The 23,913-nt window shown below is 38.9% G+C and carries 24 protein-coding genes; 12 read left to right on the top strand and 12 right to left on the bottom strand.

Annotated elements, in window-relative coordinates; all coding sequences use genetic code 11:
- Positions 1-9: 9 nt before the first annotated feature.
- Positions 10-144 (bottom strand): 50S ribosomal protein L34, encoded by a 135-nt coding sequence (rpmH, locus tag KKF19_01700; GenBank protein ID MBU2579658.1) that lies wholly within the window; start codon positions 142-144, stop codon positions 10-12.
- Between the two features lie 169 nt (positions 145-313).
- Between rpmH and dnaA the strand changes: the two genes are divergently transcribed.
- Positions 314-1,675 (top strand): chromosomal replication initiator protein DnaA, encoded by a 1,362-nt coding sequence (gene dnaA, locus KKF19_01695; GenBank protein MBU2579657.1) that lies wholly within the window; start codon positions 314-316, stop codon positions 1,673-1,675.
- A 187-nt stretch (positions 1,676-1,862) separates the two neighbouring features.
- Positions 1,863-2,963: a DNA polymerase III subunit beta gene (gene dnaN / locus KKF19_01690; GenBank protein ID MBU2579656.1), complete on the top strand. Its 1,101-nt coding sequence runs from the start codon at positions 1,863-1,865 to the stop codon at positions 2,961-2,963.
- Here the strand turns inward: dnaN and KKF19_01685 are convergent.
- Entirely contained in the window at positions 2,953-5,427 is a 2,475-nt protein-coding gene (locus KKF19_01685) for a PBP1A family penicillin-binding protein (GenBank protein MBU2579655.1), read from the bottom strand. The genes dnaN and KKF19_01685 overlap by 11 nt on opposite strands.
- Positions 5,428-5,683: 256 nt before the next feature.
- Between KKF19_01685 and KKF19_01680 the strand changes: the two genes are divergently transcribed.
- The gene (locus KKF19_01680; GenBank protein MBU2579654.1) at positions 5,684-6,010 is read left to right on the top strand and encodes a hypothetical protein; all 327 of its coding nucleotides are present in this window, start codon (positions 5,684-5,686) and stop codon (positions 6,008-6,010) included.
- 279 nt (positions 6,011-6,289) lie between these two features.
- Complete coding sequence (gene ychF, locus KKF19_01675) at positions 6,290-7,357, top strand: redox-regulated ATPase YchF (GenBank protein ID MBU2579653.1); 1,068 nt, start codon at positions 6,290-6,292, stop codon at positions 7,355-7,357.
- Here the strand turns inward: ychF and KKF19_01670 are convergent.
- The 8 genes from KKF19_01670 to KKF19_01635 form a co-directional block, all read right to left on the bottom strand.
- On the bottom strand, positions 7,354-8,877 hold the full coding sequence (locus KKF19_01670; GenBank protein MBU2579652.1) for an ATP-grasp domain-containing protein: 1,524 nt from the start codon (positions 8,875-8,877) through the stop codon (positions 7,354-7,356). The genes ychF and KKF19_01670 overlap by 4 nt on opposite strands.
- Positions 8,874-10,196, bottom strand: coding sequence for a RimK/LysX family protein (locus tag KKF19_01665; protein ID MBU2579651.1), 1,323 nt, complete (start codon positions 10,194-10,196; stop codon positions 8,874-8,876). Before KKF19_01665 ends, KKF19_01670 begins: the two co-directional genes overlap by 4 nt.
- Entirely contained in the window at positions 10,171-10,839 is a 669-nt protein-coding gene (locus KKF19_01660) for a hypothetical protein (GenBank protein ID MBU2579650.1), read from the bottom strand. The genes KKF19_01665 and KKF19_01660 overlap by 26 nt, the downstream gene beginning before the upstream one ends.
- A 4-nt stretch (positions 10,840-10,843) precedes the next feature.
- Complete coding sequence (ruvC, locus tag KKF19_01655) at positions 10,844-11,317, bottom strand: crossover junction endodeoxyribonuclease RuvC (GenBank protein ID MBU2579649.1); 474 nt, start codon at positions 11,315-11,317, stop codon at positions 10,844-10,846.
- 2 nt (positions 11,318-11,319) lie between these two features.
- Positions 11,320-11,859 carry a YebC/PmpR family DNA-binding transcriptional regulator gene (locus tag KKF19_01650; protein ID MBU2579648.1) on the bottom strand — a complete coding sequence of 180 codons (540 nt, stop codon included), beginning with the start codon at positions 11,857-11,859 and terminating at the stop codon, positions 11,320-11,322.
- 102 nt (positions 11,860-11,961) lie between these two features.
- Positions 11,962-12,180 carry a hypothetical protein gene (locus tag KKF19_01645; GenBank protein ID MBU2579647.1) on the bottom strand — a complete coding sequence of 73 codons (219 nt, stop codon included), beginning with the start codon at positions 12,178-12,180 and terminating at the stop codon, positions 11,962-11,964.
- Positions 12,174-12,902: a zeta toxin family protein gene (locus tag KKF19_01640; protein ID MBU2579646.1), complete on the bottom strand. Its 729-nt coding sequence runs from the start codon at positions 12,900-12,902 to the stop codon at positions 12,174-12,176. The genes KKF19_01645 and KKF19_01640 overlap by 7 nt, the downstream gene beginning before the upstream one ends.
- A complete protein-coding gene (locus KKF19_01635) occupies positions 12,895-14,535 on the bottom strand; it encodes a lamin tail domain-containing protein (protein MBU2579645.1) in 1,641 nt (546 codons plus the stop codon). Before KKF19_01635 ends, KKF19_01640 begins: the two co-directional genes overlap by 8 nt.
- A gap of 85 nt (positions 14,536-14,620) precedes the next feature.
- Between KKF19_01635 and KKF19_01630 the strand changes: the two genes are divergently transcribed.
- Together KKF19_01630 and KKF19_01625 are read left to right on the top strand one after the other, a co-directional pair.
- Entirely contained in the window at positions 14,621-14,839 is a 219-nt protein-coding gene (locus KKF19_01630; protein ID MBU2579644.1) for a ribbon-helix-helix domain-containing protein, read from the top strand.
- A gap of 74 nt (positions 14,840-14,913) precedes the next feature.
- Positions 14,914-15,192, top strand: a complete 279-nt coding sequence (locus KKF19_01625; protein MBU2579643.1) for a type II toxin-antitoxin system mRNA interferase toxin, RelE/StbE family — start codon at positions 14,914-14,916, stop codon at positions 15,190-15,192.
- Here the strand turns inward: KKF19_01625 and ruvB are convergent, their stop codons facing one another.
- Together ruvB and KKF19_01615 are read right to left on the bottom strand one after the other, a co-directional pair.
- Positions 15,193-16,206: a Holliday junction branch migration DNA helicase RuvB gene (gene ruvB / locus KKF19_01620; GenBank protein MBU2579642.1), complete on the bottom strand. Its 1,014-nt coding sequence runs from the start codon at positions 16,204-16,206 to the stop codon at positions 15,193-15,195.
- A 240-nt stretch (positions 16,207-16,446) separates the two neighbouring features.
- Entirely contained in the window at positions 16,447-19,440 is a 2,994-nt protein-coding gene (locus KKF19_01615; protein MBU2579641.1) for a GspE/PulE family protein, read from the bottom strand.
- Between the two features lie 54 nt (positions 19,441-19,494).
- Here KKF19_01615 and tsaE point away from each other — a divergent pair, with 54 nt between their 5' ends.
- Genes tsaE through KKF19_01585 form a run of 6 tightly spaced genes read left to right on the top strand, consistent with a single transcriptional unit; the run spans position 19,495 to position 23,899 of the window.
- Positions 19,495-19,929 carry a tRNA (adenosine(37)-N6)-threonylcarbamoyltransferase complex ATPase subunit type 1 TsaE gene (tsaE, locus tag KKF19_01610; GenBank protein ID MBU2579640.1) on the top strand — a complete coding sequence of 145 codons (435 nt, stop codon included), beginning with the start codon at positions 19,495-19,497 and terminating at the stop codon, positions 19,927-19,929.
- A complete protein-coding gene (locus KKF19_01605; GenBank protein MBU2579639.1) occupies positions 19,926-20,792 on the top strand; it encodes a hypothetical protein in 867 nt (288 codons plus the stop codon). Before tsaE ends, KKF19_01605 begins: the two co-directional genes overlap by 4 nt.
- 13 nt (positions 20,793-20,805) lie before the next feature.
- Complete coding sequence (locus tag KKF19_01600; protein MBU2579638.1) at positions 20,806-22,002, top strand: PAS domain-containing sensor histidine kinase; 1,197 nt, start codon at positions 20,806-20,808, stop codon at positions 22,000-22,002.
- A 17-nt stretch (positions 22,003-22,019) separates the two neighbouring features.
- A complete protein-coding gene (locus KKF19_01595; protein ID MBU2579637.1) occupies positions 22,020-22,385 on the top strand; it encodes a response regulator in 366 nt (121 codons plus the stop codon).
- Between the two features lie 20 nt (positions 22,386-22,405).
- Positions 22,406-22,843, top strand: coding sequence for a response regulator (locus KKF19_01590; protein MBU2579636.1), 438 nt, complete (start codon positions 22,406-22,408; stop codon positions 22,841-22,843).
- A gap of 9 nt (positions 22,844-22,852) precedes the next feature.
- Positions 22,853-23,899, top strand: a complete 1,047-nt coding sequence (locus KKF19_01585; protein MBU2579635.1) for a DUF3048 domain-containing protein — start codon at positions 22,853-22,855, stop codon at positions 23,897-23,899.
- Positions 23,900-23,913: the final 14 nt, after the last annotated feature.

Here is a 23,913-nt window from a genome sequence, read left to right as displayed (position 1 = left end):
CCGAATTAATTACGCGGTTAGTTTTTTTCTCTTTTTTCCTCTTCTATTAGACAAAACTTTCTTGCCCATTTGTGTGGACATTCTTTTTCTAAACCCGCTTGTTTTCTTTCTTTTATTCTTTTTTGGTTGATAAGTAATAGACATATTTTTTTAATTTAGGATAACACCTCAAACAGGCATAGTCAAATACAATAGATAAATCCAACAATAAACTTTTCCACATATTATTAACATATTATTAACAAAATCATCTTTTTTTGTATTTTATAAATTTCTTGCTTGTGCTATAATAAGTTTAAATTATTTTATAATCATTATGAACTTAAAAGAACTCTGGCAAACCGTCTTAGGCGAGGTTGAATTAAATATTTCTAAAGCAAGTTTTATTACTTGGTTTAGAGACACCAAGATTGATTCCCAAAAAGAAGGGTTAATTACTGTGAGCGCGCCAAATGGATTTACCAAAGAGTGGCTGGAAAATAAGTATAATAAACTTATTTTAAAAATTCTTCGCGATAATTCAACCGACATTAAAGAGGTTAATTTTATTATCGGCAAAGCAAAACAGATAAACGACGATTCTAAAAACGAAACGATTCGAATTCCCGATTCAATCGGAAGCCAACTTAATTTTCAAGAGTTTTCTATTAATAAAGAAACAAACTTAAATCCTAAATATACTTTTGATAATTTTGTTATTGGTTCTTTTAATGAATTAGCCCAAGCGGCGGGTAGAGCAATTACTAAAAATCTTGGAACACTCTATAACCCCCTTTTTGTCTATGGAGGAGTAGGGTTAGGTAAAACCCACCTTATGCAGGCAATTGGAAATCATTTAATAAAAAAAAATCCGCCTAAAAAAGTAAAATACTTAAGTTCTGAAAAATTTACCAACGAATTAATTAATGCTATTAGAAAAAAGGGGATGGATAGTTTTAAAGATAAATATCGCAAAATAGATGTTTTAATTATGGATGATATTCAGTTTATCGCCGGCAAAGAAAAAACTCAAGAAGAATTTTTTCATACATTTAATTATCTTTATCAGAAAAACAAGCAAATTATTATTACTTCCGATAGACAACCAAGCGCGATTTCCACATTAGAAGATCGGCTTCGTTCGCGTTTTGAAGGAGGAATGATCGCTGATATTAGTTATCCTGATTTAGAAACAAGAATAGCTATTTTAAAAAACAAAACAAAAGAGAAGGAATTTAAAATTTCCGAAGATGTTTTAACTTATATCGCCACAAATGTCCAAAGAAATATTAGAGAATTAGAAGGGGCGCTTAACCGCGTCATCGCTTATTCTCAATTAAATAACACTATTCCTACACTAGAAGGCGCTTCTAAAATACTTTCTCAAATTATTAACCCCCCTCAAAAAACAACAAATTATAAAAATATAATTAAAACAGTGGCTGAATTTTATGATATTAATATTAGTGATTTAATTAACCGTTCAAGAAAAAAAGAATTAGTCCAACCACGCCAAATTAGTATGTATTTAATTAGAAAAGAATTAAGCGGGTCTTATCCTTTTATTGGTGAAAAAGTCGGCGGTCGCGACCACACAACCGTAATGTATGCTTGCCAAAAAATAGACAATGCATTAAAAAATAATTCGTCTTTTCAACAGGAGATAGATTTAATCAAAGAACGGCTATATAATTAACATTTTATCCACATAATAAATATCATAATATCCACAAATTATTCAATAAAAATTACTTAATAAATATAATAAACAAGCCAAAAAAATAAGTTATCCAGTTTTCCACAGTCCTAATGATAATGATTATAAATTTAATTAAATTATAATAATTATAAGAGTTGTTAAATAAAAAAATAAACTAAAAAATATGCAATTAATTTGTCTTCAAGAAAATTTTAAAAAGGTTTTAAATATCGCCGAAAGAATTATAGGCAGAAGTTTAACTTTACCTATTTTAAATAATATACTTTTATCCACCGAAAAAAATAAACTAAAAATATCTTCAACTAATTTAGAAATAGGGATTAATTGCTGGTTAAGCGGGAAGATTGAAAAAGAGGGCAGTATTACCGTGCCGGCTAAATTAATTAGCAGTTTTGTGAATAACTTGCCTAATAAAAAAATATTACTTAAAACAAAAAATAACCAATTAGAGGTTAAATGCGAGAATTATAAGTCAGTTATTAATGGCTTAAGTTCTGATGATTTTCCAATTATTCCTAAAATTACCGACAGTCCTTTAATAAAAATAAAAGGAAGTGTTTTGAAAAATAATTTCGCGCAAGTTGTGGATATGGTTTCTTTTTCTGAATCGCGTCCAGAAATATCAGGCGTTTATATGGAATTTAATAATAATTCAATTAAATTAGCCGCGACTGATAGTTTTCGTTTGGCTGAAAAAAACATTGAAATTAATGATAAAAAATTAAACAAGCAGTTTATTATTATCCCCCAAAAAACAGTTCAAGAGTTGATTAGGATTTTAGGGGAAGATGATATTGATGTGGATATTATTTTGTCTCATAATCAGGTTTTATTTGATTTAGGCGATGTTCAAATTATCTCCAGGTTAATAGATGGTCAATACCCAGATTATCAACAGATTATCCCAAATAAATTTATAACCCAGGTTGTGGTTAATAAGGCAGAATTAATTAATAATATTAAAATCGCCAGTTTGTTTAGCGAGAAAAATAATAATATTAATTTTTCAATCAAGCCCGACAAATCAATAATAGAGGTTTCCGCGAAGAGCGGAGATATTGGAGAAAACAAGTCGCAATTAGAAGCGAAAATTGAAGGAAAGGGTTTGGATATAATATTAAATTCCCGCTATTTCTTAGATGGGTTAAATAATATTTTCAGCGACAAAGTAATTATAGGACTAAATGCCGACACAAAACCAGTAGTAGTCAGACCCTTTGGAGATATTAGCTATACTTATGTTATAATGCCAATCAAGGCGTAAAAACCGTCTTTATCTCTATCTCGTCTTCTTGTCTGTTGAGGACGGTGTCGTAGGCGCGGACCTTGATTGTTTGGGTGGAGGAATTAGTTAGATAGGGGAGAATGTTGAAATTGACGGAGTATGGCTTAATTGTGTCAGAACCGATTAATTGGTTATTAAAAAAGAAGTCGGTTTGTTTAATCCCTAAAGACGCTTCGGCTTCGGCTTGGATAGTTAAAACCGACTGGCTAATTAAATCGTTTTGCTCGGGCGAAGTGATTTTTATTTTCGGCTGGTTTTCTATTGTATGAATGTCGTCAGATTGAGTCGGGGGATTTTGGTTATAACAAACGCCTTTAGCGCAGGGTTGATTTCTCGCCCATTCTAAAACAGGTCCTTCCCAATTTTGGAATTGAGGGTCTTCGGCGGATTTGTTGGTGTAATAAAGGACGCAATGAACTTCTTGATAAATATGTTCTTCAATTAAATCAGGAGGAGTTAAATTTGTGGCTAATTTTTTGGAAATTTTATCAATTTTAACTTTATTATTATACGCGATTTCCCCGTTGAGCATAGGAATCGCGCTACTCGTGATTGGTTTAGGCGCCGTAAAATTTTCTACTTCTATGTTTTGTGTCTCATGCGCTTTTGTTATAAACTCATTCCAAATCGGGGCGGCGACATAGAGACCGGCCGCGCCTTTTTTCATTTTTTCCGTAAAATCGTTGTTTCCCGCCCAGACGCCAACGACTAATCGTGGGGTGTATCCGATTGTCCATCCGTCCGTGTAGTCCTGGGTTGTGCCTGTTTTGGCGGCGGTTGGTAGGTCTGCGGTATAAAGATTTGATTTGGCGCCGAACATGGGCGCGCGCGCCGCTTCGTCCGAGAGAATGTCAGTAATTTGAAGGGCGATTTGTTGCTCTAAAACATTTGTCGCTTTGTCCTTGTATTCTTCTAAAATATTTCCTTCCGCGTCCTCTATTTTAAGAATAAAGTTTGTTTGATGTCTAACCCCTTCGGCGGCGAAAACGCCATAAGCGGCGGTTTCGTCTATAAGTTTAACCTCGCCGCCCCCCAAAACCAAAGACAAGCCATATTGCTTTCTGTCTTTAAGGGTCGTAATTCCCATATCTTGCGCTAAGTTGATCGTTTCGCTGACGCCGGCAAGGTAAAGTGTTTTAACGGCGGGAAGGTTGATGGATTGGGCGAGCGCCTGCCTCATCGTGAGCGGCCCTCTGAATTTTAAGTCATAATTGTTTGGCGCGTATTCCGTCCCTTCTCCTGGTCCGAATTTGCCAAAACTGGTCGGCAGATCAAATAAAATACTTTCAGGATTAAATCCCTTTTGGAAAGCGGCGGCGTAAGCGAACGGCTTAAAAGAAGAGCCGGGCTGTCGGTAAGGGCTAGTGGCGACATTAAATTGGTCTTCGGCGTAGTTTTTTGAGCCGACCAGAGCGAGAACCTGTCCAGTTTTTGGATCAAGCGCCACTAAAGCGGCGTTATCGGCGTTGTATCTTTTCTCATTTTCCAGAGCTCCTTCGTTGACGACTTCTTCGGCTAATTGTTGGAGATCCCAGTCTAAAGTAGTGTGAACCTTTAAGCCCGCCTTATTAATATCGGCATAAGTTCCGCTGTATTTTTCTTCTAAATATTCTTCAACCATCGCGACAAAATGATGCGCTTTAAGGTCTAATCGCCCAACATATTCTATTTTTTCTTCTTTTGCTATTTTCGCCTGCTCCTCGGTGATATAGTTGAATTTAACCATTCGGTCTAAAACATATTCCTGTCTGTTTTTAAGTTCTTCCGGGTGTGAGCCGTAAGGGGAATAATAACTGGGCGCTTGGGTTAGGGCGGCTAAAATCGCCGCTTCCGCCAGCGTTATATCTCGCGCTGATTTATTAAGGAATGTTTGGCTCGCCGATTCAACTCCGTAAGCGTTTGAGCCGTAGGGGACTTGGTTTAAATAAAATCCCAAAATTTCGTCTTTTGTATATTTGCTTTCTAATTCCACCGCCAAAACAACTTCCTTTATTTTTCGCGGATAAGTTCTTTCCGCCATGGGGCCACCCAAGTAGGCGTTTTTAATAAATTGCTGGGTGATTGTGGAACCGCCTTGAGAGATTTTATTTTTATTTAAATTCGCCCAGGCCGCGCGCAAAATTCCTTTCCAATCAACGCCAAAATGATGGTAAAAATTATCATCTTCAATCGCAACTGTCGCGTCTTTGACGAATTGGGGAATTTCTTCGAAAGGAATAATTGTTCTTTTTTCCTCTCCGTGAATATCATAAAGTATTACTTCTCCCGTTCGGTCGTAAATTTTCGTTGACTCAACAATCTGCCGCTCCTCCATTTTAGACGGGTCGGGCAGGTCTTTGGCAAAATAGGCGAAAATCCCAACAACTCCCAAAACGAAAAAAACCCCGCAAAAAACGGCAAATCTAAAAAGAGCCCTAATAATTTTCCTCTTCTTCTTTCGCATTACAATTCAAGTATATCAAACCATAAATTGCTGTCAATTTTAAGAAATTCAATTAAGAAATCAAGGTCAGACCTTTCTATCAGTTTGTCACTAAATAATAAGCAATCGCGATAATGTTGTTTTGAAAGGTCTGACCTTTAATTTCTTTTGGCGTTCCTGCCAACATTACCCAATTTTATTGACAAGTTTTGGTTTTCGTGCTAATTTGGGAGTGGTATTTTTAACATAAAAATATAAAAAGAAAAAGGAGGGGGATATGAAGGCAAAAACAGTAGTAGCGTATGGATTTGTTGGGGCAGCGGTTGTTTCAGCTATATTGGGTATAATTGTTGTGGCTACATTTTATCTTGACACAACCAAAACAGCGAATACAGAATTACAAAAACCGCAAGAAAAACAAGAAAGACTTTATAAGGATGATGGCTTGGGAATAATGACGATATATAGACATAGCCACAGATTATTAAGAGAAGGATATGCTCAGTGGAAGAAAGATTATCCCGAGCGAGAGGATAGAATCATTGATTTTGCTATTCACGGGCTTGATAAGGTCGGTCTCGTTTTGCTTTACAAAACAGAATAACGGCGCATAGCGCGAAAAATAAACCGATGGTTGGGCATAAAAACCAAAACAACCATCGGTTTTTTTATTTGTTTCTCCAATACGAGGACACCCCTCGCCGCGAGGGGTGTCCTCTCGGGAAGCGCGGTTTTTTATTTCTGTCAGAATAATTGTTGCAAAATGCAACAATTAAACAAAATAAATGCAACAATTAAATTAATAAAAAAATAGAGAAAGATAGGGACAGTCCCTCGCGGCGAGGGACTGTCCTTATCTATATTTTGATGGTATATTGGGGATATGTCTCTATCAGTTGGAATTGTTGGTTTGCCTAATGTGGGGAAATCAACTTTATTTCAAGCGATTACAAAAAAACAGGTGGATTGCGCCAATTATCCATTTTGCACAATTGACCCGAATGTGGGTGTGGTTAAGGTTCCCGATGAGAGGGTTGAAAAACTCGCCGCGTTGAGCGGCTCCGCGAAAAAAGTTTATGCGACGATGGAATTTATTGATATCGCCGGATTAGTTAAAGGAGCGAGCCAAGGGGAAGGTCTGGGCAATAAATTTTTGGCGAACATTAAAGAAACGGACGCGATTTTATACATTCTGCGATGTTTTAAAAACGAAAAAATTATTAACACCCAAACGGAAATTAATGTTTTGGACGATAAAGAAATTTTAGACACAGAAATGGCGTTGAAGGACTTGGCGATGGCGGATAAAATCATTTTTGGGCTGGAAAAGAAAATCAGAGCGAACGATAAAGAGGCAGAGAAAGAAGGCGGTGTTTTAAAAAAAGCGCGCGATTTTTTAGAAAAAGGACTTGTTTTAATTGACCAAAACTGGGAAGAAGAGGAAGCGAAAATATTAAACAGTCATCAATTTTTAACAATGAAGCCGAGGTTGTATTTATTAAACGGAGGCGCGGATGAAATTCCAGAAAATATTAAGGATTTATTTAAAAAGAATGAATGGCGTTTTTTGACAATGGATACTTTAATAGAATTGGAGGCGATTGATTTTAGCGGAGAGGAAAGAATATCTTTAGGGTTAGAGAAAGAACCGCAAATCAACGCCCTTATCAGGGAATCGTATCAATTGCTTAATTTAATAACTTTTTTAACGACTGGCGAGGACGAGACGCGCGCTTGGACGCTTAAAAAAGGAAAAACAATCCGAGAGGCGGCGGGCGTAATCCATAGTGATTTTGAAGAACGGTTTATTAGGGCTGATGTAATTAACTGGCAGGATTTACTTGAAGCGGGCGGATACGAAAAAGCCCGCGAAAAGGGGCTTATTAAAACAGAAGGGAAGGAATATATCGCGCAAGACGGCGATGTAGTTGTGATAAAGAGTGACGCTTAGCCCTTTGCTAAGAAGTTAGGGGCGAAGAATTTTTTAATTTTAACGAAACGGACCGGTTTTATTTGGAACGCCCCGTAAACGGTTTGGGCTACTTGCGTTGCCCAGGGGTTTAATTTTTTGTAATCTGTCTCGTCTAATAACGAGTTAAGAGTTAAGACGCGACAGAGGCGGCGATTGGGACTGAAATGAGATTTTTTTAACGGAACGCCGTCCGCTAATAAAAACTCTTCATTGTTTTCTAAGTGGCATAAATCATAGCCCGGCCTCAAATATTTCAAAGAATTTTCTTTTGTTAGTTTATAAACACCCGCTTTTAGTTGACGATGGTTTTTTGCCCAGCGGCCGGTTAAGTTGCGGACAAACATATGGGCGCCTCTTTTTTCTTGACGCATTGATTGGTTGACCGCTTCAATGTCTATTTGATAGTCAACGCCTAAAAATTCCAAAACATGGCAAGCAAGAATAGGAACTTCGTTATTCAGGAGTTGCGCCATATTAACCGTTGGAAGCGTCCCAACGAGTCGCGGGTTGCATTCAACGACATAAAGTTTGTCGGTTTTTTTATTTAAAACAAAATCCAAGCCAAAAATTCCCTGATAGCCAAGTTTTTTGAAATATTCCCCAATCTTTTCCGTATACTCAAACGCTTGTTTTGAAACTGATTCCGAAAAATGCGAGCTTGTCCAATCGTGCCCGCAAAAAAGCCCAGAGCCTTTTTCTGGGTTGTAGAGTTCGGGAATATCCAAAACCTGATACTGGAGAGATGTTGTTAAAATACCATATTTAGTCACGCATCCGGCGATGCTTGGCGAAGGGCCGTCAATAAATTTTGCGACAACGACTTCGTCCGCCTCTTTAACTTTTTGTTCGTCGTCTTCGTTCCAGACGCTCTCTAAATTTTCAATTGCTTTCTCAAAGTCGGCGCGGTTATTGATAAAAAAAGTTCCTTTGCCTCCGCCTCTTGTTGGGTGCTGAATCACAAAAGGCAGGCCGTATTTATTGATTAAATGACCATAGTGAAGTTTATCAATGGAAGCGATTTTGCCCGATGGAACAGGGATGCCAATTTCTTGAAGAATTTCTCTAAACTTAATTTTATTCTCCAAAAGTTCTTTCCCAAAACCAAAAGGATTGGCTATTAATTTCCAGCCGTTTTTTTCGCAAGTTTCCTCCATTTTTTTAGATGGTTTATAAACAAGAACAAAAGGTCCGAGTTGGTTTGGGTTTTTGGTGGCGATTTTTTCGATATATTCTTTTGTTTTTGGAATTCTGCTAATAACGGTCGTGGCGTTGCGCGCCTCTTGGATGTGCTTTGTTCCCATACCCTTTTCCAAAGAGAGGATTTTAACATCTTCTTCAATTAATTTTGTGTCCAAACTATGCCGCAAGGCGATAATCCGGTAATCAGGAATAATTTTTTCCATCCCCAGTCGGTCAAAAGCGTAAACGCCCGCCCCAAAAATGAGCGGCTGATGCTGGTTAAAAAATTCTTTTAATGTTTGAAGGTCTTTAATAATCATTTTTGTCCTCTCATAAAAACATTTTTCGCGGGGTCAACCAAAAATCTTTTCAGGTCGCGACGGCCGATAATAATGTCGTATTTCATTTCCGAACGGTCGGCGACGAACGCCTCGGCGGCGACTAACCGTTTGTCTAAAATAAAAGAAAGATTAATAATGGGCCTTTCCGCGGCGCCTAAAACACTTCTTACTTTTTTATATCCAACAATCTGGCTCATAACGCCTAATTGTTCGGCTAAATTCTTGCAAATAGTTGTTCGGTACGCTCCCGTGTCAATTTTCGCCATGGTTGGGTATTTGTTTTTTCGCGCGTCAAGAATTTCAATCGGTTCGTTGATGCCGATGACTTTGCGACCTGAAATTTCTTCAAGTCCTTCTTCCACATCGCCGCCGAAAAGATCTTGGGCTATTTTGACGCCCTTGCTCGCGTTTTTAATTTTCAAGCCCTTGACTCTTTTAAGCCGTTCATTAAGCGGCGACATATTGGCTAATTGAATAGATAATCCAGGGCGGACATTGAGCTCTAAGACAACAGGACCCTTTTCTCGGTCAAGGGCAATATCTATTCCAAGAAAACCAATTTTAGTTACCTCCTGAGCATGAATTGCCAGCCGTAAGACATCCTTCCAATCAGGGATTTGAATTCCGCTTAAGGGCAACCTTGTTCCTGGCGCGTATTCAATCAGACGGTCTCGATGGATAGCTGTGGTTGTAACGCCCGCGCCCATATCTATTCCGACGCCAACTCCCCCTAAATGAAGATTCGCTTTTCCGCCGGATTCCCTTGTCGGTAAACGCATTTCCGCCATAATGGGAACGGAATTATAGACGATAATTCTTATATCCGGGATGCCGCGATAAGAATATGGCTTAAGAAGTTTGAGAAGTTTAACTCTTTCCTCAAAAAAGGCGATGTCGGGCAATCCTGTTCGCGAAAAAGTTCCCTCTAAAATATTTAAGGCGTGGCTTTCTAAATCCCTGTTGTCTAATTGACTTCGGTCCGCCTTGACCCACGAATAAGGGAATTTCTTTTTTCTTCCGTAAACAATCAAAATACCTTCGCCGCCCAGACCTTGGTTTGGTTTAAGAACAAACGATGATGGAAGAGCCGCCCAGTCAAAGTCCCTCAAATCCTTAATTTGGCGGACGACCGAAAATGTTTCAGGAACGGGCAAGCCCGCTTTTTTGAGAATTCTCTTTGTCGTGAGTTTATTGTCCGCAATACGAACAGCCCTCAAATTATTAGAGGGCCGAAGGTAAGTCAAGTTGCGGGCGTTTAAGCCCAGGATATGCTTACTTTTTCCGAGAGGATTCAACATATTTAATTAACTCTCTAAAGCGGAAATATTCATAAAAACGCAAGCCAGTCCATTTTCCGAGAAATATGTTTATGATAATCGCCGCGAAAAAAACCAAAACAGGATAAGCGAAAACTGTGTTTTGCAGCCAGAGCCAACTGGCGACCCAATAGCAGACAATAGAAAGAATGAGCGTTTCAGATGTTAGAATAACCGCTTTTCTCGCTCCTCTTTCTATTTGGGCGGAGACAAATTTTTCAACCAAAGTAATCATAATTAAGATGGCGAAAACAGAAGACGATATTAGTCCGGTTTTTTCAGTATACGCCCCCAACCAAAAAATAGTTAAAATCGCCAAAGCGACAGAAGACAAAACAATCGCGATGCGAGGTAAATAGAGGAGACGCAAACGGCTTTTTTTAACAAGATATCTTGTGACAGTGCCGACTAAAAGAATGGCCACAAAAAAAGCCAAACCATATTTGAGGCCGGTGCTTAAAAAAGCGAAGGAGAGAATCAAGGGAGTATAAATACCAAACCCCTTGATACCGATAATTTGGCGCGCGAAAGCGATAACCGTCGCGACAATCGGGAGCATCAAAAGAAGGATGACCGTCTCTTGAGGAACTCCTTGGCTGACCATGTATTGGGTGATAAAAGACATAAAATTAGAAACTATTTGTATTTGCGCAGCAGATGGCTATAGCTAAGGCGTCGGCGGCGTCGTCGGGCTTAGGGATTTCTTTTAATTTAAGAATATTTTTGACCATTTGCTGGACTTGGTTTTTGTCGGCTCGACCATATCCTGTAACAGCTTGTTTGACTTGAAGGGGCGTGTGTTCGAAAATAGGGAGCATCATTTTTGACGCCCTGAAAAGAATTACCCCTCGCGCCTGACTTACTTTAATGATGGTCTTAGCATTTTTAAAAAAGAAAATATCTTCAACGGCCACTTTTTCGGGCTGATATTCATTAATTAACTTAACAAACTGAAGGTCTGTTTCTTTAAGTCGTTCGGCTGTCGATAAAGACGTTTCGGTTCGGATACATCCATAGTCAATCATTTCCAGTCGGCCGAATTCGCTCTTTATAATTCCATATCCAGTAATGGCTGTTCCTGGGTCAATGCCGATAATAATCATAATTACTTTAAATTACTGTAAACTTCCTGCACATCATCGTTTTCTTCTAACGCTTCAAAGAGTTTTTCCAATTGGCTGACGGTTTTTTGGTCAGTTATTTCCAAAGGATATTTGGGTTCCCATTCGTTTTCTTTTTTATTAAAAAGATAGAGAACGCTTCCGCCTTCGGCGAGTTTTCCGTCATGTTGTTTTAAGGCGTGTCTAATCTCGGCAATCGTTCGGTTTTTGTTGTCGGTAATAATTTCTATAATAATTGCCACGCCTGAAGGACCGTATGCTTCGTAAGTAATTTCTTCCATTCTTGCTCCCTCAATTTCTCCCGAGCCCTTTTTAATTGCTCGTTCAATATTTTCTTTGGGCATATTTTCTTTGCGCGCGGCGTCAATCGCCATGCGCAAGCGAGGGTTCATTTCTGGGTCGCTCCCTTTCTCTCTCGCGGCAATGCTAATCAGACGGGACATCTTGCTAAAAATCTTGCCCCGCTTCACATCAGTCGCTCCCTTCTTATGTTTAATAGTTGAGAAATGACTATGTCCGCTCATGCCTACATAATACTATCGCGAGAGAGGAGGTGTCAATGGGAAAGGATAAAAAACCTGAATAATATTACTATTCAGGTCTTTTTATTATCAGCGTATTAAAGTTTAATCTTTTTGGATCGGCTTTATTGTTTTATCGTATCTGTTTATCAAATCTCTTTGCTCTTTGTTGGCTTCTTTGGCGGCTTGCGTTAATATTTCTTTTTGTCTTTCTGGAGAATAGTTAGAGAAAGCGTAAAAAGAACCATAATGCGGCTTTGTGTCTTTTTCTTTTCTGCCAAATTTATAACAGTTTTTTAACAGTTTTTTAATATAATCTACCATAATAACAATTTATTTAATTCTTCTTTAGTATATCCGATTTTAATATAATTATCAATATCAACATCAAGTCCAATTTTTGAATAGTCAGTTTTGAGGTTTCTTTCTATGACGCGGATTTTTACTAAATCTTTAAATTCTTTTTTAATTTTACTTACATTTTCTTTCGCGTTAAAAAAGTGTTCTATAAAAGCTTCTTTTGGGATATGTCTTCCGTCTATTTGTTCTCTTTTTTTAGTAAAACCCCATGCGATTACTGGGTCTTGGTAAACATAGTAAATAAAAATAAGCCGTTTCCTTTTGATAGATCTGTAGATATTTTCTCTTACCTTATTGTAATTAGAGAAAGTCCCGTCTAAAAGAAAATCAAAATTATTTTTAAGAACATAATCGTGAATTTTATCAACAGCTACAGAGCAAGCGGCTTGGAACAAGTCGGAATTTCTTCCGTTATATAGTGGTAATTTTTCTCTGATATCATCGGGGTCTATTCTAGTGATTTTTTCGTATGCTTTAGCGTTGGGATCATGTTCAATAATTTCTATTGATTTTTTGGACATTTCTGTTTTCCCCGCGCCGGGTGAACCAGCCATAAAAACAGAAACAGAAAAAAGTTTATTTTTACCAAAAGATGCTTTATCGCCAACAATTTCTTGTATTATCTTTTTTGAATTTTCTTTAACATATTTTACAGCATTCTGCGTTATAATTTCATTTTTATTCATTATGCGTAATATTATTAAGTGATTTTCTCTTTGACAGCATAATCAATCCCCAACTGGCGAGGAGGGCGGTGGAGATTATGATTGAGATGATTAGAATTAAGGTTGATTTTTGGTTTGGTTGGGCGGATTGGGCGAGAGATGCGGTTTGGTTTTGGGGGTTGACTGTTTCCGAAAGAACTGTTTTTTTGTTTTCTATGCTTCCGACATTTTCCGCAGGCGCGTTTAGGGCGGAAAAACTCTCGCTTTGATTGAGATTAACCGCGACTATGTTTTCTGGCGTATTTTGGGCTTGTTGGGCGATAGGGTCGGGATTGTTGGCGGATAGATTTTCTTCTTTTGCGTTTAGGTTGTTAGAGGTAATAATATTAGGCGAACCGGGCGTGGGGGTTTTTGTCCAAAAATATTCAGAGCCGTCAAAAGCGATTGAAAACCCTTCTTTCTTTTCCGCTAAATATCCAACTTCGGCGGCTAAAGAGCCGTCGGGGTAAATAAGGCGGACTTGGTCATTGTCGTTATTGAGGGCGATTTTTGTAATCGGCCTGATTAAAACCAGAAATTGATTAGGCGCAATGAAACTGTTTGCTGGAAAAACAAAAGGCGAACTTCCGCCTTCTTGGTCGTCTAATTGCCAATTTGTTAAATTAGCGATTTGGTCGCTTTGGTTAAATAATTCGATCCATTCATTTTCCGCGTCTCCTTCTTCGGGAGCGGGCATAAATTCGCTGATAATAACTGATTGATTGTAGATATTAATGCTCACAAGAGCCAAATCGGAAAATTCTCCGTCGTTAACGAGCAAACTTGCGATATATTGTCCCGGATAAAGATAAGTATGTTTGGATAATTGTTCAGTGTCGGTCGCGCCATCGCCAAAGTTCCAAAAATACGACAACTCGTCATTATCGGGGTCAGAAGACAGGGAGCCGTCAAATAGTATTTCCTGTCCAATTAGAGCGACCATATCCGACCCGGCATTGGCAATAGGGGGATTGTTAACGACGGGAGTGGGGACGGCGGAAGAGATAGGGACAGTCCCTGTTGCGGGGACTGTCCCTATCTCTTCTTGTCCGCCCGAGTTTTGCGGATTGGGCGTGCTTTGAATAACAAAATCAGCGCTATTGTTGTTTGAATCATATCCGACTGGTTGCCGCTCTATACTTTGGTTGTTTTCTGGATTAGGGGCGGCTTGATTCTCAAAATCAACAACTTCTTCACCATAGCCAACCTTATCAACAACGGTATCTTCTTTGTTATAGAGAATAATGGTATTGTCGCTTGCGATAGAATACGAGGAGCCCGAATAGGCGAGGTCGGCGTTGATTGTATTTTTGTAATCAGGATGGGCGATTAAAAAATACCCGCGCGCGGGTATTATACCGATAAATTTGGACGAACTAACTAAATTGCTTTCAGCGCCGCTCTTTGTTTTCTTTTTTAACTTGTATTCTGTCAAATCAATGTTGTTTTCAGTAGAATTGTATAATTCAATAAATTCATTTTTAGCCGCGCCAGTTTGACCGACCATAATTTCGTTAATCACAACATCGCCAGCGCTGGCGAGAGAAGGGAGACAGAAAACAAAAACAAGACAAACAGAAAAGAAGATTTTTATTTTGAATTTATTTTTAAACATAATACTTGACAAGAATTTTCGCGTTTGATAAGATTGTAATACAGATTATTACAGCAAAATAATAATAATAAATAAAAATAAAACTATGCGCAATATCATCAATATTTCTTTGCCTGCCGCGACGGCTAAAATGGTCAGGCGGGAGGTCAAAAAGGGTAAGTATGCCAGTATCAGCGAATTTTTTCGCTCTATTTTGCGCGACTACGAAGAAGAGAGTAATCTCTTGGCTGAATTGGAAGAAATGGACAAAGAATTTGACGCCGGCAAGGGCGTGGTTTTGCGTTCTCTAAAAGATTTAAGATAATTAAAATAAAATAAAGGTTATTAATAAATAATTATATCTATAAAAATCATCGGTGGGTTATAGGTAAACTAAAGATGTCAAAATTAAAAATATTCTATAGTTCTAAGTTTATTAGAAACTATAAAAAATTGCCAGATAAAATTAAAAATTTGGCAGGAGAAAAAGAAGATATTTTTCTCCAAAATCCTTTTGATAAACGACTAAAAACCCATAAACTTTCTGGAAAATTTAGGAAAAAAGTTGAGAAATATTGGTCATTTTCTGTTGGCTATAGATATAGAATTGTTTTTAGGTTTATAGACAAAAATACGGTTCGTTTCTATTTAATCGAAACACACCGCATTTATCAATAATTAAAAACGCAGTTTGTTTTCTTCTTCTTCGCATTTAATTCCGAGGTGGTCGTAGGCGAGTTTGGTTGCGACTCGGCCGCGGGGGGTGCGGGCGAGGAAGCCGGTTTGGAGGAGGTATGGTTCGTGGACATCGGCGATGGTTTCGGCTTCTTCGTTGCTAGAAGCGGTCAGGGCTTTGATGCCGACGGGGCCGCCGTTGAATTTTGTGATAATGACTTCCAAGAGATGACGGTCTGCTGGTTCAAGCCCGTATTGGTCTATTTCCAGCATTGCCAGCGCTTCTTTGGCGGTTTGCTTGTTAATAATTCCGTCGCCTCTGACTTGGCTGTAATCCCGGACCCTTTTCAAAAGGCGGTTTGCCACGCGAGGAGTTCGGCGCGCCGCGTTGGCGATAATCTTGAGCGCCTTATCGCAATCTATCTCTATCTTGAGTATTTTCGCTGAATGAGCGATAATACTCTCTATGTCCTCTTGTTCGTAAAAATTCAAGCGATAAGTAGCGCCAAATCTTCCTCGCAGGGGAGATGAAATCAATCCAATTCTTGTCGTTGCGCCAATAAGAGTAAAGCGAGGCAGTTCCAATTGGAGTGTTCGCGCTGACGGGCCTTTGCCGATAATGATGTCCAAAGCGAAATCTTCCATCGCTGAATAAAGCGTCTCCTCAATGGTTTTATTGAGGCGGTGGCACTCATCAATGAAAAGGATGTCATTATCCTGCAAATTTGTTAGAATAGAAGCAAGATCGCCAACTTTTTCAATTGCTGGTCCGGAGGTGATTTTTATGTTGCCGCCCATCTTTCGAGCGATGATATGCGCCAAGGTAGTTTTCCCCAAGCCAGAACTGCCGTATAATAGGATGTGTTCAATCGCTTCTTCTCTTTTTTGCGCCGCCTCAATTAGAACGCTCAAGTTGTTCTTGATTTTTTCCTGTCCAACATAGTCCTCAAAAACGCGCGGCCGTAAAGCTGCGTCTAAATACTTGTCTTCTGTTGTTTGTGTTGGTGAAGTGAGCATAAAAATACTTGACAAAGATTACTTAACCTGATATGATACGGGCAATATAGGCCTCCTAAGGGAGGTCTTTAGATAGCCCTTTTTAGTCTGCGGGTAATAGAGTTTTATATTACTATAGAACTCTTTGGGATTTTCTCTTAGATTTTGGACGCCTTGGTTCCGACTGAAGCGCTCCTCGGAAGAATCTTTCTCTCTGTTCTCAGGCAGGGAGCTTTGCCCGCGGACTAATGGGGGCTATTTTTATTCCCCGACGGTTCGTTCTAAGTCCTCATAAGTAATTAAACCTTCTAACGCCTTCAAGAGACCGTCTTGGTAGAGAGTTAGCATCCCTTTGCTTTTGGCTGCTTCTTCTATTTCGGCGGCGCTGGCTAAAGAAATGATTTTCTCTCTTATTTCTTCATCGGCGTCTAAAATTTCAAACAAAACGACTTGTCCTTTATACCCCTTTTGATTACATTCATCGCATTGTCCTGGTTGATATAGTTTAATTTCTTTAATTTTATTCCTATAAGAAGCGGGCATTGCTTTAATCTCTGCTTCAACTTTTGCCATAATTTCAGGAGAAATTTTAGTTGGTTTTTTGCATTTTTGGCAAAGTTTTTTGACTAGCCGCTGGGCGATGGCTGCCCTTAAAGAAGATCCAACATCGGTTGGCTTAATACCAAGGTTTACCAGCCGTTGGATTGTTTCAACAGCGCTGTTGGTATGGAGAGTAGTTAAAACCAAGTGTCCCGTTAAAGATGCCTGAATAGCCGCTTGAGCCGTTTCAGCGTCTCTTGTTTCTCCAAGCATAATAATATTCGGGTTCTGTCTTAATAACGCTCTTAAGGCCTCAAGAAAAGTGTATCCCTCTTCAACGCTTACTTGCGTTTGAATGACGCCGCTCAAGCGGTATTCAATCGGGTCTTCAATGGTGAAGATTTTTACTTCAGGACGGTTAAGTCGCGAGAGAATTGAATAAAGAGTCGTTGTTTTGCCGGCGCTGGTCGGTCCGGTGACAAAAACAATACCGTTAGGCGATTTGATGATTTTTTCAATCGTTTCTAATTGTTCTTCTCTAAACCCGATTTCTTTTAATGATAAAACAGAGACATCGGATTTAAGGAGGCGGATAATAACGGACTCTCCATAACCGCTTGGGATAACCGAGACCCGAGTGTCATACGATTTTCCATCGGGGTATTCTATTTTAAATCGACCGTCTTGCGCTCTTTTATGGACGGATATTTGCATTCCCGCCAATTCTTTGATTTCAGCCACCATTGGCAGGAATAATTCTTTTTGGATTTCCGCCACTTCTTCAAGAACACCGTCTACTCTCAATCGAATCCTGAAAACATTTTCATCGGCCTCCATGTGGATGTCAGAGGCGTTCAATTGCAGAGCGGCCGCTGATAACCATTCAACCAATTCTTCCATTTTAACTTGATCAATTTTTGCTTGTATTTTTTTCCTGTCTAAATTTAGTTCTTTCGCCCAATCGTCGGCTTTTTTACTAATAACCAGCGCCCTGGTCAACATCGACATAATTGCTTTGCCATAAAGTTGTTCAATATATTGAGGCGAACCAATAACTCGTTGTATTTCTTCAATAGTTGTTATTCCTTCAACTACGCGGAGCATCGCGTCTTGCATGAGAGTTACCATTCCTTCTTCCATCGCCTTGGCGTTTAATTCAAGCGAGGTGGCTTTTTCAATAATTAGTTTTTCAATTGTGTCGCTAATGGTGAAAAATTCAAAAACTCCGAGTCGTCCCTTATATCCCAAACCATGGCACGCGCGGCATCCGACGGACTTATAAAATGTCGTTATTTTTTTAGGAATATCTATGCCAGACCTTGGAGAAATTAGAGAAAATATTTTTTTAGTTATTTCTATTTCTTCAGAAGTCGGCTTGTAGGGCTCTTTGCATTTAGGGCAAAGTTTTCTGACCAGTCGCTGGCCGATAATCAAATTAACCGCCGCAGGAACAAAGGATGGTTTGACGCCCATATCTATCAGTCGCGGGATAGCGCCGGCGGCGTCATTAGTGTGAAGCGTGGAAAAAACCAAATGCCCCGTTAAAGCGAAGCGAATGGCAATTTCCGCGCTTTCGTTATCTCTGATTTCTCCGACCATTAAAGCGTCTGGGTCTTGGCGAACAACCGCCTTGAGCGCTTGGGTAAAGTCCTGTCCTTTGCGTTTGTTGATTTGGGTTTGAGTAATTCCCGCGAGGCGGTATTCAATCGGGTCTTCAACGGTGATGATTTTGTTGCCTGGCTTATTAATATAATTAAGGCAGGCGTAGAGGGTGGTTGTTTTTCCCGAGCCAGTCGGTCCTGTGGTTAAAACCATTCCGTGCGGACGGGTAATTTGACTTTTAACTGTTTCGAATAATTCTGGTCTGATACCAACATCACTTATGCTTAACTCTACGGCTGACGATCCCAAAAGCCGTATTACGACGCTTTCTCCATATCCGCTCGGCAAAACGGAAATTCTCAAATCAATGATTTTGATTATTTTATCGTCATCAGAGATTCTAACTGAAAATCGTCCATCTTGGCTGATATCATGAACATTCAAGAGCATATCTGACAATGTTTTAATTCTAAATAAAAGAGAAAGGTAATTTTCTGTCGGAAAATCAGTAATATTTTGGAGTATTCCGTCAATGCGGTATCTTAATTTAGTGTTGTCTTTGGAGGGCTCAAAGTGAATGTCAGACGCTTTCATTTTTATAGCGCCGGCGATTAAAATTGCTAAAAGCTGAGTCGTAGATAAATCATGAACTGCTTTTTTCAGATCTTGAATTGTTTCAAGTGATTTTTCAAATTTGTTTAATTCTTGTTGTTGGATAATAAGGAGCCCTCGAAGATCGGTGGTTTCTTGAGGTATGAGTTCATAACGATTCCATGCTTTTTTAAGTCCAGTCAAAGAAACAACAAATAGATGACAATCAAAATTTTGTTTTTTAAGTTCTTCTATAACTTGAATCGTTCTCGTATTTTCAGGGTCCTGAACGGCGATTTGAAGAACGCGTCCGGCTTTTTTCATAACAACCATTATTCCTTCTTTGGCTTTTTCTTTTGGGATAATAAGTAGGTCTTGCGAATCAATTGGCGTGATGTTTAAATTAACATAAGGAAGATTAAGTTTTTTAGCCAAATCTTCCGCTCTTTTTTCTTCGGCTTGCCGCCTAATAACATCCATTTTTTCTACTAATGTGTTTTCTTGAGAAATATTTGAAGTCATGTTTCTTATTTTATCTTTTTTTTGGTTTTGGGTCAAATATGCTATACTTAAAAAATGAAGAGCAAAGAAATTATTACTCATAGCGCGGCGGAGACGAAGAGGTTGGGGAAAATTTTGGCGGAAGAAATTCTGAAGACAAAAAGCGAGGGCGCTTTAATTATTGGGATGGAAGGAGATTTAGGAAGCGGGAAGACATCGTTTATTCAGGGAACGGCAAAGGGGTTGGGAATAAAAGGAAAAATCACCAGTCCAACCTTTGTAATTTTAAAAAAATATAAAATACCAAAAACCGTTCGCTGTCTTTATCATATTGACTGTTATCGCGTTCAGGCGGATGATTTAATAGATTTAGGATTTAAGGAAATCGCGGAAAATCCCCAAAATATCATCGTGATTGAATGGGCGGAAAGAGCGAAAAAAATATTAAAAAACGCCCCGCGGATTAAGTTTGAGCATTTGGGGGAGGATAAGAGGAAAATAATTTTATGAGAAAATTTGTAATTATTGACGGGAATGCTTTGATTCATCGGGCTTATCATGCTTTGCCTCCTTTTAAGACAAAGGAAGGTAAGTTGGTTAACGCTGTTTATGGGTTCGCGAGCATTCTTTTTCGGGTGATTAAGGAATTGGCGCCTGATTATTTGGCGGTTGCTTTTGATTTGGCGGGTCCGACTTTTCGCGATTTGGAATATAAAGAGTATAAAGCCAAACGAGTTAAACAGCCGCAAGAGTTTTATGACCAAATTCCTTTGGTTAAAGAGTTGGTTACTTCTTTGTCTATTCCCATTTTTGAACAAAAAGGTTTTGAAGCGGACGACCTAATTGGAACAATTATCCAAAAAACGAAAGACAAAAAAGTAAGAAACATTATCGTGAGCGGCGACCTTGATTTGCTTCAGTTGGCGAATGGTCAAACAGAAATTTACACTCTCAAAAAAGGTATTAAGGATACGGTCGTTTATGACGAAGAGATGATCAAAGAGCGGTACGGTTTGGTCCCGTCTCAATTGGTTGATTTTAGAGGCCTAAAGGGTGATTCTTCGGATAATATTCCAGGTGTGCCTGGCATTGGAGAAAAAACGGCGGTCGGGTTAATTCAAAAATTTGACTCGCTTGAAAATCTTTATCATAATTTAGGAGGGAGCGACTTAAACCCGAAATTAAAAGCGAGATTGCTGGAATACAAAGATGAAGCGTTTTTTAGCCGCCGTTTGTCAGAAATTAAAAAAGATATTTCGATTGATTTTGATTTAGAAAAATGCCGTTTTGGGAAATTTAATCTTGAAAAGATTGAGGCATTATTAGAGGGCTGGGGATTTAAAAGTTTAATAGATAGGATTCCTATGGTATAATATTTTAAATTATATGCTACAAAAAGAAAACAATTCAAAGAAGAAACTAAAGGATCTGGAAGAAAAGATTCTAAAAAAATGCGATGAATTAGAAAAAGCGAAAGTGACTCTAATTAAAACATTAGAAAAAACGAAAGAGGCAGAAAAAAAGTTTGAGGAAGAAAAAAACAAAACAAGGGCAGCTTTGATTAGTTTAGCGGACGGCCTGATCGTCTTTGATAAAGAAAAAAAAATTACTTTGGTTAATCCCGTCGCCGAAAAGGTCTTAGAATTAAAAGAAAAAAATGTTTTAAACAAAACAATAAACGAGATTTCTGGATATCCCAATTTAGATAAACTTTATCGCGCGTTGGGAGGGGAAATAGAATGGACGGGGAGAAGATACGAATTAACATTAGATGGCTTATTGAAAAGATATTTTTATGTTTCAATCACTCCCGTTGTGGTCGCGGGAGAAGAGGTTGGTCTTATGGTTGTTTTTCAGGATATTACTCGCGAGGAAGAAATCAGCCATATGAAGACGGAATTTGTTTCTATCGCGGCGCATCAATTGAGAACGCCTCTTTCGGCGATCAAGTGGATTTTGCGGATGCTTTTGGACGGAGATGTCGGCAAACTTTCAAAAGAACAAATTGACTTTTTAGAAAGAGGATATCAAAGCAACGAAAGGATGATTCTTTTAATTAACGATTTGTTAAATGTGGCGCATATTGAAGAAGGCCGCTTTATTTATGAGCCGTCTCTTCTTTTTTTGGAAGATATCGCGCGAAAAAATATCGCTATTTTAGGTGGAATAGCCAAAAAAAGGGATATCGAAATTGTTTTCAATGAACTAAAAGATGGCTCATCAAAAGAAGTTAAGGCAGACAGGAAAAAAATGGAGCTGGTGTTCCAAAATTTATTAGACAACGCGATTAGATTTACTGACCCAGGCGGCAAGGTGACAATTTCAATCGGATATGATAAAATTAGCGCGAAGGTAATGATTAAAGATACCGGGGTGGGAATTCCGAAAGAACAACAGTCGCGTATTTTTACGAAGTTTTTCAGAGCGAATAATGTCGTTAAAATGGAAACAGAAGGAACTGGGTTGGGCTTATTTATTTGCAAGAACATTATTAACGCGCATAACGGCAAGATTTGGTTTGAAAGCAAGGAAAATGAGGGAACTGCTTTCTACTTTACTATTCCTCTTAATTCAAAATTGTAATTAATTAATAAACTTATATGAAAAAAATTATTATTATTGAGGACGAAAGGATTTTGCTTGAACTTCTAAAAGAGAAGTTAATTCAGGATGGTTATGAGGTTATTACCGCTATGGACGGGCAGGAGGGGATAGACAAAATCAAAGAGGAACTGCCAGATTTGATTTTGCTTGACATTGTTATGCCCAAAAAGGGAGGTTTTGAGGTAATGGAAGAATTAAATCAGGACGATAAGTTGAAAAATATTCCAGTTATTATCATTTCTAATTCAGGTCAACCCGTGGAATTAAGCAGAATTAAAAAATTAGGGGCTGTTGATTGGCTCATTAAGACCGACTTTAATCCGCAGGAAGTGGCTAGTAAAATAGAAAAATATTTAAAATAACAAAAAAGGAGACCTTTATTATGACCAATCATTTAGAGAATTACAATCAAGACGATCAAGAGCAAAATAACGGAGGGAAGGGAATATCAGTTCTTATTGTTGAAGACGACAAGTTTTTGAGGGAGCTTTTGGTCCGCAAATTAGAAAATACAGGGTTTAATGTTTCGTTCGCGGTGAATGGAGAGGAAGCGCTTAAAAAAATAAAAGAACAAATGCCTCAATTGATTTTACTGGATTTGGTCCTACCGGGGATAGATGGCTTTGAGGTTTTGAAACAGGTCAAGGAAAATCGTCAAATGGACGGGATTGCGATCATTATTTTAAGCAATTTAGGGCAACAAGGAGAGGTTGAGAGAGGGATTCGTCTGGGAGCTGATGATTATTTAATTAAGGCCCATTTTACGCCAGACGAGATTATTCAGAAAGCGAAGATGATATTAAAGAAGAAGCAGGGGTAAAAATAATCTATGTTTGCGAAGAATAAATATGTTTTATTTATAGCGATTTTTTGTTTAGCCCTTTTGGGGCTTATTTTTGTTTGGCAGTTAAGCGGGCGGACGATTGAGATAGAGAGGCAATCCAATAATCTAACAGAGCGGGCGGAATTAGCGGGAGAGGGATTTAGCCCCTTAAGCGGGTTATCTTGTCAAAATTATCAAAGGCGTCCTTTTGCGGTGGTGATGGCGAATGACCCGGTGGCGCGACCTTTGACAGGCCTTTCGCAAGCCGATTTGGTTTTAGAAATGCCTGTTATCACAGGTAGTATTACTCGCCTTATCGCTGTTTATCTCTGTGAATCGCCTGACGAGATTGGCTCTTTGCGAAGCGCGCGCCACGATTTTATTCCCTTGGCGCTCGGGTTGGACGCTATTTTGGTTCATTGGGGAGGTTCGCATTTCGCTTTGGACCAATTGGATGCGGGAGTAATGGATAACATTGATGCCTTAAAAGACGCGTATAATGTTTTTTTCCGTAAAAACGAAATCCCCAAGCCGCACAACGGATTTACTTCAATGGAAAGAATGATGAGCAGTTCTCAAAAAATGGGTTATCGTTTGGAAAATAATTTTAAGGGATACCTTTTTCAAGAAACGCCCGTTCGGCTATCCGATAGCCGAACAGATGGCGTGTTAAAGATTGGGTATGCTTATCCTTATGATGTGTTGTATCAATATGATTCGGGGACTAATTTGTATTCGCGTTGGCGGGCGGGGGAGAAGGAGATGGACAGAAGTAATAACCAGCAGATTGCTGCTAAAAATGTTGTGGTGATGCGGGCTTTTTCTCGGCAGATTGAGGGACCTGATTATAATGATTTGGATATTGAGGGCGAGGGTGAATGCGTTGTTTATCAAAACGGCGAAGTTATTCCTTGTTTTTGGGAAAAAGACGCGAGCGATCCGTCCAGCAAATTATATTTTTTAGATAAAAATAGCGGCGAAGAAATTCCTTTCGTCCCGGGACAGACATGGATAGAAATTGTGGAGCCGGGGCAGGAAGTGAATTGGGAATAGTTTAGTTTTAGCTG

This window comes from Patescibacteria group bacterium (genome assembly GCA_018830295.1).
Lineage (GTDB): Bacteria > Patescibacteriota > Minisyncoccia > Portnoybacterales > UBA2143 > JAHJSM01.
Note: the sequence above shows the minus strand (reverse complement) of the source record. Positions and strands in the feature narration are given on the sequence as shown.

Coding starts and splice junctions, on each gene's coding strand:
- rpmH (MBU2579658.1), bottom strand. CDS start 144: ATGTCTATTACTTATCAACCAAAAAAGAATAAAAGAAAGAAAACAAGC.
- dnaN (MBU2579656.1), top strand. CDS start 1,863: ATGCAATTAATTTGTCTTCAAGAAAATTTTAAAAAGGTTTTAAATATC.
- KKF19_01685 (MBU2579655.1), bottom strand. CDS start 5,427: ATGCGAAAGAAGAAGAGGAAAATTATTAGGGCTCTTTTTAGATTTGCC.
- KKF19_01680 (MBU2579654.1), top strand. CDS start 5,684: ATGAAGGCAAAAACAGTAGTAGCGTATGGATTTGTTGGGGCAGCGGTT.
- ychF (MBU2579653.1), top strand. CDS start 6,290: ATGTCTCTATCAGTTGGAATTGTTGGTTTGCCTAATGTGGGGAAATCA.
- KKF19_01670 (MBU2579652.1), bottom strand. CDS start 8,877: ATGATTATTAAAGACCTTCAAACATTAAAAGAATTTTTTAACCAGCAT.
- KKF19_01665 (MBU2579651.1), bottom strand. CDS start 10,196: ATGTTGAATCCTCTCGGAAAAAGTAAGCATATCCTGGGCTTAAACGCC.
- KKF19_01660 (MBU2579650.1), bottom strand. CDS start 10,839: ATGTCTTTTATCACCCAATACATGGTCAGCCAAGGAGTTCCTCAAGAG.
- ruvC (MBU2579649.1), bottom strand. CDS start 11,317: ATGATTATTATCGGCATTGACCCAGGAACAGCCATTACTGGATATGGA.
- KKF19_01650 (MBU2579648.1), bottom strand. CDS start 11,859: ATGAGCGGACATAGTCATTTCTCAACTATTAAACATAAGAAGGGAGCG.
- KKF19_01645 (MBU2579647.1), bottom strand. CDS start 12,180: ATGGTAGATTATATTAAAAAACTGTTAAAAAACTGTTATAAATTTGGC.
- KKF19_01640 (MBU2579646.1), bottom strand. CDS start 12,902: ATGAATAAAAATGAAATTATAACGCAGAATGCTGTAAAATATGTTAAA.
- KKF19_01635 (MBU2579645.1), bottom strand. CDS start 14,535: ATGTTTAAAAATAAATTCAAAATAAAAATCTTCTTTTCTGTTTGTCTT.
- KKF19_01630 (MBU2579644.1), top strand. CDS start 14,621: ATGCGCAATATCATCAATATTTCTTTGCCTGCCGCGACGGCTAAAATG.
- KKF19_01625 (MBU2579643.1), top strand. CDS start 14,914: ATGTCAAAATTAAAAATATTCTATAGTTCTAAGTTTATTAGAAACTAT.
- ruvB (MBU2579642.1), bottom strand. CDS start 16,206: ATGCTCACTTCACCAACACAAACAACAGAAGACAAGTATTTAGACGCA.
- KKF19_01615 (MBU2579641.1), bottom strand. CDS start 19,440: ATGACTTCAAATATTTCTCAAGAAAACACATTAGTAGAAAAAATGGAT.
- tsaE (MBU2579640.1), top strand. CDS start 19,495: ATGAAGAGCAAAGAAATTATTACTCATAGCGCGGCGGAGACGAAGAGG.
- KKF19_01605 (MBU2579639.1), top strand. CDS start 19,926: ATGAGAAAATTTGTAATTATTGACGGGAATGCTTTGATTCATCGGGCT.
- KKF19_01600 (MBU2579638.1), top strand. CDS start 20,806: ATGCTACAAAAAGAAAACAATTCAAAGAAGAAACTAAAGGATCTGGAA.
- KKF19_01595 (MBU2579637.1), top strand. CDS start 22,020: ATGAAAAAAATTATTATTATTGAGGACGAAAGGATTTTGCTTGAACTT.
- KKF19_01590 (MBU2579636.1), top strand. CDS start 22,406: ATGACCAATCATTTAGAGAATTACAATCAAGACGATCAAGAGCAAAAT.
- KKF19_01585 (MBU2579635.1), top strand. CDS start 22,853: ATGTTTGCGAAGAATAAATATGTTTTATTTATAGCGATTTTTTGTTTA.